Source organism: Janthinobacterium sp. 1L-D-8-B-C4, assembly GCF_057291295.1.
Map to the genome: position 1 here is coordinate 320,655 of NZ_JBXAVX010000002.1, position 16,051 is coordinate 336,705.

General features: G+C 62.8%; 11 protein-coding genes. All 11 read left to right on the forward strand.

Annotated features, from left to right (window positions below; all coding sequences use genetic code 11):
* The first annotated feature begins 3 nt into the window (after positions 1-3).
* The 11 genes from AC0Z42_RS04655 (at position 4) to AC0Z42_RS04705 (ending at position 16,050) form a co-directional block, all read left to right on the forward strand.
* The gene (locus AC0Z42_RS04655; RefSeq protein ID WP_485467070.1) at positions 4-378 is read left to right on the forward strand and encodes a hypothetical protein; all 375 of its coding nucleotides are present in this window, start codon (positions 4-6) and stop codon (positions 376-378) included.
* Positions 378-875 carry a hypothetical protein gene (locus AC0Z42_RS04660; RefSeq protein WP_485467071.1) on the forward strand — a complete coding sequence of 166 codons (498 nt, stop codon included), beginning with the start codon at positions 378-380 and terminating at the stop codon, positions 873-875. The genes AC0Z42_RS04655 and AC0Z42_RS04660 overlap by 1 nt, the downstream gene beginning before the upstream one ends.
* A complete protein-coding gene (locus AC0Z42_RS04665; protein WP_485467072.1) occupies positions 872-1,273 on the forward strand; it encodes a DUF4128 domain-containing protein in 402 nt (133 codons plus the stop codon). The genes AC0Z42_RS04660 and AC0Z42_RS04665 overlap by 4 nt, the downstream gene beginning before the upstream one ends.
* 56 nt (positions 1,274-1,329) lie before the next feature.
* Positions 1,330-2,535 carry a phage tail tube protein gene (locus AC0Z42_RS04670; protein ID WP_485467073.1) on the forward strand — a complete coding sequence of 402 codons (1,206 nt, stop codon included), beginning with the start codon at positions 1,330-1,332 and terminating at the stop codon, positions 2,533-2,535.
* A 46-nt stretch (positions 2,536-2,581) separates the two neighbouring features.
* Positions 2,582-3,088: a BRO family protein gene (locus AC0Z42_RS04675; RefSeq protein WP_485467074.1), complete on the forward strand. Its 507-nt coding sequence runs from the start codon at positions 2,582-2,584 to the stop codon at positions 3,086-3,088.
* A gap of 125 nt (positions 3,089-3,213) precedes the next feature.
* A complete protein-coding gene (locus AC0Z42_RS04680; protein WP_485467075.1) occupies positions 3,214-3,681 on the forward strand; it encodes a hypothetical protein in 468 nt (155 codons plus the stop codon).
* 122 nt (positions 3,682-3,803) lie between these two features.
* Positions 3,804-4,028 carry a phage tail assembly chaperone gene (locus tag AC0Z42_RS04685; protein ID WP_485467076.1) on the forward strand — a complete coding sequence of 75 codons (225 nt, stop codon included), beginning with the start codon at positions 3,804-3,806 and terminating at the stop codon, positions 4,026-4,028.
* Positions 4,029-9,716, forward strand: a complete 5,688-nt coding sequence (locus AC0Z42_RS04690; RefSeq protein ID WP_485467077.1) for a phage tail length tape measure family protein — start codon at positions 4,029-4,031, stop codon at positions 9,714-9,716.
* Positions 9,709-11,178 carry a hypothetical protein gene (locus tag AC0Z42_RS04695; protein WP_485467078.1) on the forward strand — a complete coding sequence of 490 codons (1,470 nt, stop codon included), beginning with the start codon at positions 9,709-9,711 and terminating at the stop codon, positions 11,176-11,178. The genes AC0Z42_RS04690 and AC0Z42_RS04695 overlap by 8 nt, the downstream gene beginning before the upstream one ends.
* Positions 11,175-15,194 (forward strand): carbohydrate binding domain-containing protein, encoded by a 4,020-nt coding sequence (locus AC0Z42_RS04700; protein WP_485467079.1) that lies wholly within the window; start codon positions 11,175-11,177, stop codon positions 15,192-15,194. The genes AC0Z42_RS04695 and AC0Z42_RS04700 overlap by 4 nt, the downstream gene beginning before the upstream one ends.
* Position 15,195: 1 nt before the next feature.
* A complete protein-coding gene (locus tag AC0Z42_RS04705) occupies positions 15,196-16,050 on the forward strand; it encodes a hypothetical protein (RefSeq protein ID WP_485467080.1) in 855 nt (284 codons plus the stop codon).
* The last annotated feature ends 1 nt before the right edge of the window (position 16,051 follow it).

Genomic DNA, 16,051 nt, shown 5'->3' on the forward strand with positions numbered 1-16,051 from the left:
GGCATGGCCGACTACACCAAGACCGCCTCGCGCGCCGACCAGTCCCTGCGCCGCAAGGGCGGCATCGTGGTGCTGCGCCGGGTCGTGACCGGCGAGTACGATCCGGACCTGGGCATGGCGCCCACCATCACCACCGACTACGAAGGCACGGGCGTGAAAATCGCCTACGAGGCCGAGAACATCGACGGCACGCTGATCCAGGCGGGCGACCAGAAGCTTTTGCTGTCGCCGTTGCAGCGCGACGGCTTACCGATGTCGACGCCTACCACGGCTGACCTGGTGCTGTTCGGCGGCGCCAGCTACACGGTGAAGGCGGTCGGAACTACAGCGCCGGTCGACGTGGCCGTGCTGCACACACTCCAACTCAGGGGGATTTGATGGCTAAGGGTTCATTTTCCATGCAGATCGGCGAGTTCATCGCCAAGACCAAGGCGAGTCAAGATCTGCTCGTACGCTCTATTACGATGGGGATTTCTAAAGAAATCGACAGTAGGTCGCCTGTTGGCGATGCCATATATTGGAAGCGCAAGCCGCCTCCTGGTTACGCTGGCGGCAGATTTAGGGGCAATTGGCAATTATCTCTTGGCTCACCAGCTACTGCCGTCCTTGATCGTATCGATAAGGATGGCGCCGCTACCATAGCCGCCCATGGCGATGCGATGAGGGCTGCAAAAGCAGGAGATGTTATCTATCTTGTCAATAATTTACCTTATGCTAAGCGAATAGAGGATGGATGGGCGCGCCGGGCACCGATAGGTGTTGTCATGTTGACTGTGCTGAATTTTCAAAAAATAGTCGATAAGTCGGTGCTTGAAATGCGCGGCGGTACGAGTGAAAGTGACTTCGCCCAAGGCTATTCGACCTACAAATTATGAGCCAACCAACAATCCGCGCCGCGCTTGAGTCCGCCCTGGCCAGCCTCGCGCCGGCGATCGACACCGCCTGGCAGAACGTGCCGTACACGCCGGTAACCGGCCGACCGTATCAAGAGGCCTATCTGCTGCCGGCGACGCCGAACAACTACTCCATGGGTGACAGCTCGCGCCAGGAGCGCGGCGTATTCCAGGTCAGCCTGATGTATCCGCCAGGGCAGGGCAGTGCTGCTGCCGGCGCGCGCGCTGAAATGATCGCGGCGCTGTTCCGGCGCGGCGCCAGCTTCAGCAAAAACGATGTGACCGTGCAGATCGAGCGCACGCCCGAAATCGCCGATGGCCGCGAGGACGGTGACCGCTGGATGGTGCCGGTGAAGATCCGGTATTTCTGCAACTTGTAACACCCCACACAGATCGCCTCGGCGGTCTTTTTTTTCGACCAAAGAAAGGCATCATCATGGCAACAGCAAACGGCATTGATTCACTTTTGGTGATTGGAAAGCAGCCGGCGGAAGGCACCAAGGCACTGGCCGCCAACGGCCGCCTGTATCCGCGCGTGACCGCGACGTTCGACACGGACGCCGACAAATACTCGAGCAACGAAATTGACCCCAGCCAGCAACAAGGCGACACGCGCCTGGGCAACTTCCGCACCTCCGGCGCCATCAAAGGCGAAGCCTCATGCGGCACCTATGCTGTGCTGCTGGCCGCGCTGCTGCGGCGCGACTTCACTGCCGGCGGCCTGACCACGGCGCAAACCACCGTCGCATCGGGTGTGACCGGCCTGACGCGCAGCGCTGGCTCCTGGCTGGTCGAGGGCCACCGCGCCGGTACCGTGGTTCGCATCGGTGGCTTCGCAACCACGGGCGCCGCCAACAATGCAAAAAACTTCTTCGTCACATCGGTGACCGCCCTGGTGCTGACGGGCCGCTTCATGGATGGCTCCTCGATGACGGTCAAGGCCGCAGGCGATCCTGTCACGGTGACGGCGCCAGGAAAGCGCAGCTTCACACCGCTGACCGGCCACACCACCGACTGGTTGACCGCAGAAGTGCAGGATCCTGGCATTGCCGTCAACCGCTGCTTCATCGACCAGCTGGTCAGCAAGGTCGATATCGCCGTGCAGCCGAACGGCATCACGAGCATGGACTTCACCCTGATGGGCAAGTCGGAAGATGCAACCACGCCGGCCGCTTACTTCAACGCACCGGCTTCCACGCCTGGCACCGGCAAGTTCTCCGGCGCCACCGCCATGCTGTCGGTAGCCGGCATCCCGTCGCAAATCTGCACGGGCATGTCGCTGTCGCTGGACGGCCAGGTCAAGATCGATCCGGTGATCGGCTCCAAGTTCGCCACAGCCGCCTCGCGCGGCAAGGTGCTGGGCTCGGGCCAATTCACCGTGCTGATGCAGGATTCCGCCTATATCGATTACTTCAAGCAGGAAGTCGAACTGCCGCTGGCCTACGCCATGGCGGCCAGCACGGCGCCGCTGGCCGAGGTGATGACCATCTCCATGGGCCGCATCAAGATCACCAGCGCCAAGGTCGATGATGGCGAGAAAAACAAGATCGTGACCTGCGCCTTCGACATCCTGCGCTACCAGGGCGCCGACACCCAGCACGAGGCCACCACCGTGGCATTCCAGGATACCAGCTTGGCGTAACCATCCTGCCCGGCCGCGCGCCGGGCATTCCATGAAAGGCTCTGCCATGCATGAATTGAAATTCAATAATCACAACTTTGCCTTAATCGAGCACGACGGCAAAACCTGGCTCAGCGCCGCTGATATCGCCGTTGCCTTGGGTTACAAACGGAGCGACCAGGTTTCGCGGATTTTTGAGCGTCACGAGCGTGAATTTTCATCCTCGATGACGACAGTTTTTCAGGCCGTCAGTTTGGGACGCGGCGTGCCGCCTTCCGATATCCGGCTCTTTAGCTTGCGGGGCGCGCACCTTGTCGGCATGTTTGCGCGAACATCGAACGGCGTGGCGTTTCGGCGCTGGGTACTCGATCAGCTTGAGCAGGTGGAACGCCAGGTCGTGCCGCAGCACTCGCTGATGGTCGAATGGTTCAAGGCGAAGGCCGCTGCCGACGACCAAGACCGTTTTGCCAGTATGTGCGGCAAGGGCCTCAGTGAGCACAAGACGCGCAAGCCACCGCTCGCCGAGCGGCTACATCAGATCAGCAACCAGATTCAGCCTTCACTTCTTTCCTAACCCGGCCCCGCGCCGGGTTTTCTTTTGGCGCAAGCGCCACCCCAGCACCGGCCCGCCCGCCGTCTCCATTCGCGTGGAGCGGTGGGCGTGCACGGGCATTTACAACCACGCGAAAGGCACTACCCATGAACACCACCAACGCATCCCTGAATATCGCTCAAACCCTGGCAGTCGCCGGCTTCGACATCGCCAACCTGTCCGCGCCGGCCGCGCGCGTCACCTTCGACGTGCCCGTGATCTTCGACGCCGACGGCGAGGCCGTGGCCGGCATTCGCATTGTCGGCAAGAATTCCGACGAGTACCGCAAGGAAAACCACGCCTTGCGTGCCGAAGGCTACAAAAAATCCTCGCGCCGCAAGACTGCCATCGACGCCTCGACCGATGAAGGCGCTGATCAGCTGGTGCACGTCATCGATGACAACCAGAAGCGCCTGGCCCTGGCCGTGGCCGTCGATTGGTATGGCTTCACCAGCAACGGCACGCCAGTCGCGTTCGATAAGGCGCTGATCGCCACGGCCTTCGACAAATACCCGACCTGGCAAGAGCGCGTCACGGCCGCCCTGGAAAACGACGCCAATTTTTTGAAAGTCTAACCCAGGCCCTGCTGCTGTACGCCGATCACCTGTTCGATCGAGCAGCAGCGGCAGGCGATGGCAACACCAAGGGCGACCACCTCGACACCGCCCGGCAAAACCCGCTGTACCGCGCGCCCGAGGTGCCGGCCGCGCCGCAGTTGCCGCACGAGCTGGCCTACCTCTGGACCTGGTTCACACAGCTGAACCAGAAGCGCCAGTGCGATATGGCGGTCAACGCGCTGACCAGCGCCGAGATATTAGCCTGGCAGGCACGCCACCAGCTGCGATTCGATCCGTTTGAAGAAGGCGTGATCGATCGCCTCGATGCCCTGTTCATTTATCACCAAAACAAGAAGGACAAATAAATGCCTGATATCGCCGAGCTTGGTCTTTCGATCGACACCCGCCAACTGGAGCAAGGCGCCCAGGCGATGGACCGTCTTGGCACCGCCAGTGAGAGCGTCGAGAAGAAGGTCGGCAGCGCGACGACGGCGGTTGAAAAACTTGGCAAAGCCAGCGCTGACGCCAAAGGTAAAACCGCGGAAGGCGCAGCCGCTGTCGATGCCGTCGGCGAGGCCGGCGCGCGTGTGGTGCAAAAGGTCGAGGCGGCAACCGCCTCCATCGACGCAATGGGCGCCAGCGCCACGCGTATCCGCACAGTCTTCCTAGGTGGCAGCAACACGCTCGATGGCTTCATGGGCGCATCGATGGGCGTATGGCGGAGCAGCGAGGCGGCTGCCGCCGGGATCGATAGCCTCGGCGCGGCTACGGAGCGGACCTGGAAGAAGCAAGCCGATTACAACGGCGCGATGAATGATACGTCGCGCATGATGCGCCAGGCCGCTGATGCTGCGCGCACACTAGAAGAGTCCAACCACTCGCTGCTCGTTTCCTTGCAACGCGAAATTGATGTCTTTGGCATGGCGCGCGGCGAACTGGAGCGCTATCGCGCGGCCGAGTTGGGGCTGGGAAGCGCTGCGCAGACCAAGGCAGCAGCTCTGGGCAACAGTATTGATGCGATGCACCGCGAAGAGCGGGCCGCACGCGATGCGGCTGGCGCGCAGGACCGGGCGGCAGCCGCTGGCGACCGCTTTATCAAGACCTTACAGGACCAAGTGGTCACGCTGGGCATGACGACTCAGCAGCTGCAAACCTATCGTGCCGCCCAGCTGGGCGTTTCCGACGCTGCGGCGCCGCTGATCAATAAACTGGCCGAGACGGGAGAGGGTGCCAAGAAGGCGGGTGGGCACATGGAGGGCTTCAGCTTCCAGTCGGCGAGCGCCAAGCGCGAACTGCTCGTACTGGCCCACGAACTGAGCCAGGGGCAGTTCAGCCGGTTCGGCGGTTCGATGATGGTGCTGGGCGAGCAAACTGGCGCAGCGGGCCTGCTGTTCAGCAGCACTGGCCTTGCTGTGCTGGGCTTTGCGGCCGCGCTGGGCACGGTGGCCTACGCGATGATCAAGGGCGCCAGCAGCCAGCGGGAAATGAACAATGCGCTGATCTCGACCAACAATTATGCAGGCGTCACGAGCGACAAGCTGAACGATCTGGCGCATGCCGCGACTGCCGTGCACGGGAGCATTGGCGAGGCTAAGAAGGTGGTCACTGAGCTGGCCGGTACCGGCAAGTTCACGGGCGACCAGATCGCATATATCACCGATGCTGTCATTGCCCTTGAATACGCCACTGGCGAATCGGTCAAGAAAACAATTAAGGAATTCGAGTCGCTGGCTGTGCAATCAACCGGTAGCACGAACCGCGCGACTGAAGTTATCACGCGCGCAACCGTCAAGCTGGACGATACCTACCACTTCCTGACGCTTTCCGTTTATGAAGCAATTCGCGCCTTAGAAAAAGACGGTGATGCCAAAGGTGCGTCTGCCGTCGCCACAGAGGCCTTCGCTAAGGCAACCAAGGATGGCGCCGAGCAGATGATTGCGAACCTCGGCAGTGTGGCGCGCGCCTGGCATGGCGTAAAAGAGGCCGTCGGCGGCGCCATGGACGCCCTTGGCAGGTATGGCGCGAAAGTGACGCCTGGAGCCGATGTAAAAGCATATAGCGGGTGGCTGGCGGAGTTGGACACGAAGATGGCCATCGAGAATAAACGATCTGGTCGCGCACCGGATTACCCTATCCCGGAATATCAGGAGGCTCGTGCTAATGCTGTTCGTGGCTTGGTCGATGCAGTGGATAGGCTGAATAAAGCCGACGCTATCGCAATTGCGCAGGGCGAAACGGCAGCCAAAAATTCGCGCGCAGTGCACGCAGCCGCGATGATCCACGCTGAAGATATCCGCCTGCAAAAGAAAGGAATGGGAGAACTCGCGGTCGCGCTGGATGCTTACCAGTCGAACATCGATGCAATTCGAGCAGCCGACCCCAATTCTCCGCTCATTACTCCGGATGCGATCGCCGCCGGCATCGCCGCTCGAACGAAAGCGCACACCGAGCAGGCCAAACCAAAAGCGGACCAGGTCGAAAACACCGAGCTCGCTGACCAAATCAAACAGTACGCGAAAGAAGCCGCGACTGCCAAGGCGCACTACGATGCCCTGGGCAAGCTTGACGATATGTACCTCAAAGGGGGCGAGCTGTCAGTTCAACGGGCATATGAGAACAAGCGCGACTACGCCCTGAAAACCTACGAAGCTGAGATCGATGCTTTCGACCAGCAGATCGGCGCACTGCAAGGGCACAACAGCGCCACCAAGGCCGAGACCGCCAAGCACCAGAAGGAACTGAACGAGATCCTTGGCAAGCGCGACGCGGCCGAAAAGGCCTTCTTCGATGCGAGCTTTACTCGTGACGAGGAAGAGCGCCTGCGCCAGGCGGCAACGGCGACAGCCGCCGCCGATGCTGCGAACAAGGAAATTGCCAGCGTCAATGCCCAGGTCGCTGCCGTCGAAGAGCAGATCCGCACATACGGCATGCTGCCGGCGGCCAAGACAGCGCTGGCCATCGCCGACTTGGAAGAGCAGAGCGCTGCGCTGGCCGGCTTCGCGAACAGCGAGAAAACCATCGAGCTGAACAATCGCAAGATCGACAGCCTGAAGCGCTTGCGTGCCGCGCAGGGCATCGCCCAAGCCCAGGAAGCAGGAACCGACGTCGCCAAGGCCAAGGAATTGCTGGACATTCTGACGGCGGTCGACACGGCGGCGCAGGCTGCTGCCACCGGCATGGCTGAGTCATTCGGTGCCGTTGGCAAAGCGATCGGCAGCCTGACTACGGCGCTGACCGGTTACGAGCGCACGCAGGCAGCCATCGCTGCGCAACTAAAGTCAACGGTCCAGGACGCGCACGGCGATCCTACTAAGATCGCCAAAGCCCAGGCTGCTGCCGCGCAGCAGGGCGCGCAGGCGCAGATCAAGAGCTACGGTGACATGGCCAGCGCGGCCAAGGGCTTCTTCAAAGAAAACAGCACCGGCTACCGGGCCTTGGAGGGCGCAGAGAAAGCATACCGCGCGTTCGAGATGGCCATGGCCATCCAGAGTATGGTCACCAAAAGCGGCCTGCTCACGGCATTCACTGGCCTGTTTGTGACTGCAAAAGCCACTGAAACGGCGGCGACGGTGGCCAGCGTGGCACCGGACCTGGCTGCATCGGCGGCCAAAGGCGCCGCTGCCGCTGCCGTGGGCGTGGCAACCCAGGCGCAGGGTGACCCTTATTCTGCCTGGGCACGCATGGCCGCCATGGCGGCAGTGATGGCGGCGCTGGGCTTTGCGGTTGCTGGCGGTGGTGGTGGCGGTGATACCACCGCCAAGGACCGCCAGGCCGCTAATGGCACCGGTACGGTGCTTGGCGACTCGTCCGCGAAATCGGAATCGATCGCGCATTCGCTGGCCATTATGGAGAAAAATTCCGGGCTTGGCTTGGTGCATACCATTTCGATGGATTCGTCCCTGAAACAGATGGTGTCGGGTATCGGCAACCTGTCCAGCTTGCTGGCGCGCGATGGCGTGACTGCCGCCGGCGGTGGCGCGGCAGCTGGCGCGCAGACCGGCACGAAAGTGCTTGGCGGCACGCTGGGCACGGTTACCGGCGCCGTCGCCGGCGGCGTGGGTGGTGCTGCGCTTGGCACATACCTGGGCATGGGCATGGCAGCAATCGGCGGGCCGCTAGGCCTGGCCATTGGCGCTGTGCTGGGTTCGGTCCTGGGTGGCGTCGTGTCGAAACTCTTCAACACGTCGACCTCGATCAAGGACCAAGGGATCACCGGCAAGGCCATGTCGCTCGGTGATGTGGATGCCTTGGGCTTCACCGCCCAGGCCTACGCCGATATCAACACGAAGAAAAAAGCGCTCGGGATCTCGTACAGCAGCAAAAACAGCACGCAGACCGCCGCGCTGTCGGACGAAATGAACGACCAGTTCAGCATGATCATCAGCAGCATGGGCGATACCATCCGCAGCGCGGCCGATGTGCTGGGCTTGGGCGGAGCCGCCTTCAATGCCAAGTTGAATACGTTCGTGGTCGACCTGGGCAAAATCTCGCTGAAAGACCTGACGGGCGAAGAGCAGCAGAAAGCCCTGGAGACGGCGTTCTCGAAGATGGGCGACGACATGGCCAAGTTTGGCGTGGCCGATATCGCTCAGTTCCAGGCTGTCGGCGAGGGCTATCTGGAAACCTTGGTGCGCGTGGCCAATGAGCAGATGCAGGTCAATGACGTGCTGGCCGTGCTGGGCGAATCGTTCAACGTAACCGGCATTGACGCCATCAACCTGAGCCAGGGCCTGATCAGTGCATCCGATGGCCTGGAAAATCTGACCTCGCGCACCGGGTATTTTGTGCAGAATTTCCTGAGCGAGGCCGAGCAGATGGCGCCGATCACGGCGTCCGTGCGCGCGGCGATGGATACGCTGGGCTATTCGAGCGTCACCACCGTCGAGCAATTCAAAAAGCTCGTGCTGGCTCAGGATTTGAGCACTGGCGCTGGCGTATCGATGTATGGCCAGCTGATCGCCCTGGCCGAGCCGTTCAAGAAGGTGGCGGACTACACGGCCGAGCTGGCAGCAGCGACCGGCGAGTATGCGGCCGTTGCGAAAACGGCGTCCGAGATCGCTAGCGAACACCGCGACCTGCAGCAGCAGCTGAACGAGCTGACGAAGACGGAAGCGCAGCTGTTGGCAATTCAACGCGACGGCATCGCCTCGGTAAATCGCGCGTTATTCGACCAGGTACAGGCGGCCAAGGCGGTAGTGACAGCCAAGGATGCGCTGTCCAAGGCGTATGACACTGAAAAGTCGGCAATGACGTCTTCTTTGACTGCCCTGAAATCGTGGGCAACAACTGTCGGCGGCCTCAACGCCAGCCTGGCGCTGGGTAATCAGTCGATCCTGACGCCAGAGCAGCGGTATGCCGAGGCCCGGGCTCAGTTCGAAAAAACGCTGGCTGCGGCCAATGCAGGTGACACGACGGCGCAGTCCGGCCTGTCGGCCGCTGAGCAGGCGTTCCTGACGGCCTCGCAGGTGGTCAACGCCTCGGACGCCAAATACGTGGCCGATTACGCCCGCGTGATGGCGGCCAATGATGAGGCGATGCGCTGGGCCAGCACGCAGGTCGACGTGCAGCAGGCCAGCCTTGACGCGTTGACGAAACAGGTGTCGGGCCTGATCACCATCAACGACAGCGTGCTGACGGTAGCCCAGGCGATCGCCAATCTGCAGGTGGCCATGGGCGTGTCGACTGAGCTGGGCGTGAAGTTCGACGGCTCGCATGCTGGCGGCCTGGCCAATGTGCCGTTCGATGGCTATTCGGCCGAGCTGCACCGTGGTGAGGTTGTGGTCGACGCGCCGGCAGCTGCGGCGATGCGTCGTTATTTCGGCGGCGCGCCAAGCCAAGGCGGCGGCAACACTGATGCACTGGTGACCGAAATCAAGGCCTTGCGTGATGAGGTCAAGGGCTTGCGTGCTGAACAGAAAGACCAAACCGGCGCCGCTATCCGGGCAACGGTCGAGTCAAACGCCAGTGCTGCAAAGGTAGTAGTGGCCGGCGTCGACAAATCAGCCAAAACATCGGCTTGGGAAAAAGCAAACAGAAAGGTGGAATATGTCTGATGATCAGTTTTTGGCGTGGCTGCAAGATCCTGCCGCCGCGCGCATGGTGCTGATCGAAGCCCAGGTCGACGTGTCGGGCGTCGAGGTGACGCGGTATATCGCCTCGCGCCTGTACACCACCGGCCCGACCGACACGCCGGCCAACGTCGAGTACTTGCCGCTGGCCACCGGCGGTCTCGCATTCACCGAGCAGGTCAGCCTGACCGGTGAGGCTGGGCTGTCGGGCGGCGATATCGAGCTGGACAACGCCGACGGCGCGCTCGATGGTTGGCTCACCGACGTGTGGTCGAATCGTGCCGTTCGCGTCTGGTCCGGCGACCCGGCCTGGCCACGCGCCGACTTCCGCCTAGTGTTCGACGGCATCATTGCCGACGTGGCCGTGTCGGGTCGCGAATCGATCAACCTGACGCTGCGCGACAAGCTGCAGCGCTTGAATACGCCGATCACCGAGGCCAAGCTGGGCGGTGCCACGCAGAATAAGGACAGCATCCTGCCGGTGCCGTTCGGCGAATGCCACAACGTCACCCCGCTGGCCACCAACCCGGCTACGCTGGAATATGGCTTCCTGGGCAGCGTCGAGTCGATCGCCGAGGTGCGCGCCAACGGCAAGCCGGTGTCTGCCACGATCAATAATGCAGTCGGCCGCTTCACGCTGATCACAAATCCGCTAGCCCAGGTGATCACCGCCAGCGTGCAGGGCGACAATGTGGCCGGCTACGCGCCGCGCATTGCCCCGCTGGTGCAGCGCATCGCCACCGGCTACGGCAAGGCAGCCGACCGCTTCACGGCCGCCGACCTGGACCTGGCCAACCTGGGCGCCTTCGACGCGGCGCACCCGCAGTTGGTGGGCCTGTACGTGGCTGACCGGACCAACCAGGCGCAGGCCATCCAGCAGCTGGCGGCGAGCGTGGGCGCGCAGGCGATCATGTCGCGCACCGGCCAGCTGCGCCTGGTGCAGGTCGCGCTGCCGGGCCTGGGCGTGCCGGTGGCGATCGGGCCGGACCACATGCGCGAGCGCAGCCTGCACCCGGTGCAGCGCCTGCCGGTGGCGGCCGCCGTCAAGATCGCTTTCGACCGCAACTACACCGTGCAGGCCAGCCTGACGACCACTATCCCGCCCGAGCATGCCGACCTGTACGCCACCGAGTGGCTGACCGAGACCGTAGCCGACGATGCTGTGCGCGCGCGGTACCGCATCAGCGACGACCCGGTGCAGGTCGAAACCTGCCTGAAAACCCGCGCCGATGCGCATGCCGAGGCCACGCGTCGCCTGGCCTTGAACAGCGTGCCGCGCACGATCTACGAATTTGACGGAGAACCAGAGATGATGATGCTGGAACTGGGCCGGGCCGTGAGGCTGATGGATGAGCGCTACGGCCTGCAAGATGGCAAACCTGGTGTGGTGGTGCTGCTGTCGCGCTACTGGCTGACCGGCCGCGTGACCGTCGGGGTGATGGTTTGAGCGCGCTGCTGGGCGAGCGCGACCGCCTGATCATGAACACGGTGCCGCGCTATGCGACGCCGATGGACCGCGCGATGATGCTCACGGCCAGCGCCACGATGTTCGAGGTGTCGCTCGCCGGCGTGCCGACGCCGGCATCGATTACGTTCTCGGCGCTGATGCTGGGCGCCCTGGGCGCCATCACGTTTTCCACCGAGCCGGCGGTACCGCTGACCGTGGCCAACGGCAATGCGGTGCTGAACTACGCTGATATGTCGGCCAGCATTGTGACGGTCACGGCCATGGCGGTGATCGAGGGCGTGACCTATCGCGCCCGGCAGACGGTGGCCAAGCAGCAGGCCCTGGACCTGACGCCGCCGCCGGCGCCGACCGGCCTGGCCGCGACCGGTCATCCTGCCACGATCACCCTGGCTTGGGATGCTGCGCCGGCCAATTACAAAAACCTCTCGCACACCGAGGTGTGGCGCGCGCCGGCGAACAATTTTGCCCAAGCCGCGCTGGTCGGCCGTGCCGATGGCCGCGAATATACCGATCCGGTGGGTCCGGGCGCGTTCCGGTATTACTGGATTCGCTACGTGTCGCGCGCGGCCATACCTGGCCCGTACAACGCCAGCAGTGGCACGGTGGGTTCGTCCGATGCCGAGGTCGAGCACCTGCTGCAGGTGCTGGAGGGCGAGATCAGGGAAAGCCAGTTGTATGCCGACTTGGGCGCAAAAATCGATCTGATCGCCCCGTTAAGTAACAGTGTGAAGGATTTAAAAGACGTGTACGGCGACACTCTCTCTGCGGCCGCGTCGGCTGTAGCAGCGTCGCAATCGGTCAGCGCGGCAGCTACAGCAGCCGGCGAGGCGGCGCAGGCCGCCGCCGCCGCACATACCGCTGCGGTGGCGGCAGATCTGGCGAAGGCGGCGGCCGATGCTGCTGCTGGGGGCGCTGGACAATACGCCACTCAGTCAGCCCAGTCGGCCACGACCGCCAACACGGCCGCTGGCAATGCGTCGACATCGGCCGCTCAGTCGTCGCAGGCGGCTACCAATGCACAGGGCAGTGCCGGCGCCGCCAGCAACTCGGCGTCGACCGCTGTCGGTGCTGCAGGTGCTGCCGGGCAAAATGCGACCGCTGCATCGACCAGCCAGCAGGCTGCGGCGGGCTCCGTTACTGCCGCTGGCGTCGCTGCGACTGCGTCGAATGAATCGAAACTGGCGGCACAGGCGGCACGTGACGCGGCGGGTGCGTCGGCCGGTGCCGCCCTCACGTCGTCCAACACGGCTACTGCCGCCGCTACGGCTGCTGGCGACAGCGCATATGCCGCATCTCAGTCGGCAATTACTGCGACGACGAAGGCCGGCCAGGCTGCAGCTTCATCCGGCAGTGCCGCCACGTCTGAGACAAATGCAGCCGGTGCCGCTAGTCAGGCAGCAATCAGTGCGCAACTGGCTGCCGAATCGCGTAATGCCGCCGGCGGTTCCGCGACTGCTGCTGCCCAATCAGCCAGCACTGCCAGCACCAAGTCAACGGAGGCGGGGCAGAGCGCCAGTGCAGCGAGCGCGGCAGCGGTTACGGCCAGTAGCGCCTCGGGCGCGGCGGCGCTCTCGGCTGGCGATGCCGGCACCGCAGCTGGCCTGGCCGCTGGCGCGGCACAGGCCGCAGGCGGTTCCGCGAACGCTGCTGCCGGCTCGGCGTCGACAGCCAATACCAAGGCCACGGCAGCGGGACAGAGCGCAACGGCAGCCAATGAATCGGCAATTACCGCCAGTAGCGCCTCGGGTGCGGCTGCACGTTCCGCTGATGCTGCCGGTGTTGCGGCCGGGCAGGCGGGCGGTTCAGCATCAGCTGCCGCATTGTCTGCCACCAGCGCAGGAACGAAATCGACTGAGGCGGGCCAGAGCGCGACGGCGGCCAACAACTCGCGTCTTGCTGCCGAGGCGGCATATGGCCAGGCCAACGGAGCAGCTCAGGCCGCATCCGGCTCGGCGTCAACGGCCGACGCACGGGCAACCGCCGCCGGCCAGAGCGCGAGCACGGCCAGCGCGGCAGCCAGTACGGCGACCACGCGCGCAGCTGAGGCCGGCGTGTTCGCAACTCAGGCAGCCGAGTCAAAAACCCTTGCCGATGGCAGTGCATCGGCAGCAGCCTCATCGCTGCAGCAAGTGCAGGCTATTTATCGCGCGGACCTGACTAATTTGTGCCCGGACCCGACATTCGCTTCAGGTGTGCAAAATTGGACGGCCGGCCTGATTCCAGAAATTGGCGGCGCGAGCTGGCCATTTGGTACCGCCGCGCGCGTCAAAAATCGCGACAACCTGCAACTGTCCGTCCAGGTGAATGTATCGCCGGGCGACGTACATCAGTTTTCGGCATGGGTCTATGCATTGTCTGGACTGACTGCGCCGACGTTCGGTATCGGGGCGTATTTCACTGGCGCCAACGACTTTCAGACATGGGTCGGTGCCGCGAGCTGTACAGCTGTGGACGCTAACGGCTACTGGAGGCGCATATCTGGCACGCTGACTGTGCCAGCTGGTGCGCGGACGGCCAATTTGTGGATGCACCTGGAACAAGGAGGCGAGGTGCAGGACAAGTTTTGGCTTGCAACGGGCATTGAATGGCGCCCGGCGCAGATCGTGCAGGCTCTCACCGCTGTCGTCAATACTGAGATTGACGTGCGCGCCAGCCAGAATGAGGCTTCCAGCCGGCGGATTGACAACGTGCAGGCTTCCATTACTGGGCCCGGTGGGCTGACTGATCAGTACGCAGCCGTCAAAATAACGGCCGAGACCACTGCAGTCGCGCTCGGCCAGGCGCAGGCTAAGTATGGCGTTCAACTGGATGCCGATGGCGTCGCCGGAGGGTTCGAGCTCATCGCCGGCGGCGGTCGCTTGGATTTCGGCGTGCGCGCCAGCACGTTTTTCATCGCGGCACCAGCTGGTAGCGGCATCCCGTCGGCTATCCCATTCATCGTGCGCGCAACGGAAACTATCGTTGATGGCGTGACGATCCCTATCGGCGTGTATATCGCCAATGCGTATATCCAGAATGCCTCGATCACCAATGCCAAAATTGGCGGCGATATCTGGTCCAGTAACTGGTCATATGGTGTCAGCGGCTGGTACCTGAGCCGTGCGGGGAACCTTTACGCAAATTCCGTGCAACTGCGAGGGAGCATTGCCGGTGGGGCATTTACCGGGCATGCCTGGCCGACCAGCCTTGCCGGTGGGTTTTATCTGGGATCGGATGGCCTGCTACTGGGGAACTATTTTACCGGACGGTATTTTCAAGTCGATGCCAACGGCGACGTCTATTCGCCGGGTCTGACCGTGATCAATGGAGTTGCGACGTTTAGCGGGAAATTAGCAGCTGCTGGCGGAACATTTGCCGGCAATGTCGTAACCGGTGCAGGTAGCGGATTTCGCGTGGAGATGGGGCCGGATGACCCGGTGTACGCGATGTGGGCGGGTAGTGGCGCGAAGACTGATACTAACGCCATTTTCTACATGAAACGGAACGGCGACAGCTATTTTGGTGGCGCGCTGACCGGCGGCGTACTGCGGACCTCGGTGACCAACCCAACGGTCGACCCTGCTGCTCAGGTGGTCGACGGGCCGTTCGGCAGCAATGGTGGCACCGTCACTGTGGTGGGCAGTATCGACTGGCAGTCACGCAGGTCGTCCCTAAATCATCATTTCACCGCCGGCGCCGGCACCACACAGGCCGTGCTGCAGCTGTATCGAAAAATTGGAACGTCGGCCGAGGCGCTGGTTCATAGCGCTACCGTGCCGGGCAACCTCAGCATATCGAATCGAGATCCTTCTGATGAGTCGTCGACGGCGGACTGGTCCACGTCGGGTTCCTTCACATTTACAGATCCCGTCACCAGCACGGTGGAGCGAACATATCGGCTGGTGGTGGCCATCACATCCCAGGCGGTATCCACTGCGATCAAGCCTGGTGCTGGCGGCGCTGGTTTTCAACCTGCGTCAGCGACGCAGCGCCTCACCGTCATCACATCGGAATAACATGCCAAATTTACGCATCATCCATGACAACGCCGCCGACCGGGCTGTGCTGACCGCATCAAGCCAAGCCGGCACGATGGGACCGACCAATCTGCAGACCGACCGCAAGGGTGCTGTGCTGCGCGGCATGGGTACATCCCAAACCATCACCGCAACGTGGCCCACGCAGGAGGCGATCGCCTGCGTGGCGCTGATTTTTACCAACATGACCAGCAGTGCACGTATGCGGGTGCGCGGATTTAGTCAGCCAGGCGACGTAGTGCCGGCAATCGACACCGGCTGGATGATGCCATGCCCCGAAGCGCCGCTCGGCTCATACCCATTCGGAGAGGTGCCGTTGGGCTGGAATGCCTACACGTGGGGCGGGACGAATACTTGGGCGCGCGGTGGCGGCGCTGATGCTGTGGCGTGGTTCGCTCCGGTATTCCTACGCCGGCTGGTGGTTGAATTCTATTGCCTCGATCTACCAGAGGGCTACGTCGAGGCGTCGCGCCTGGTTGTAGGCAATTACTGGTCACCCGAGAACAATGCCGAGTATGGCGCCAGCCTGCAACTGCAGGATACGACCGAGGTCTACCGCACGGCCGCCGGCACCGCCAAGACAGCAGTGGGCACGACCAGCGACAAACTGGCAATCAGCCTGGCTCACCTGACGCCGCCTGACCGGGCGCGGCTGATGCGCATCCTGCGCGAGTGCGGCCCGGTTCGGCCTTTGCTGTTCAGCCTGTTCCCGGAAGACCCTGACTCGCTGCTGGAGCAAGACCACATGCTGTATGGACGCGTGGCCAATCTCGATGCAGTCAGTACACCGTATTACGAAACCTATGCTGCACCACTCCAAATCGAAGGGATATAAC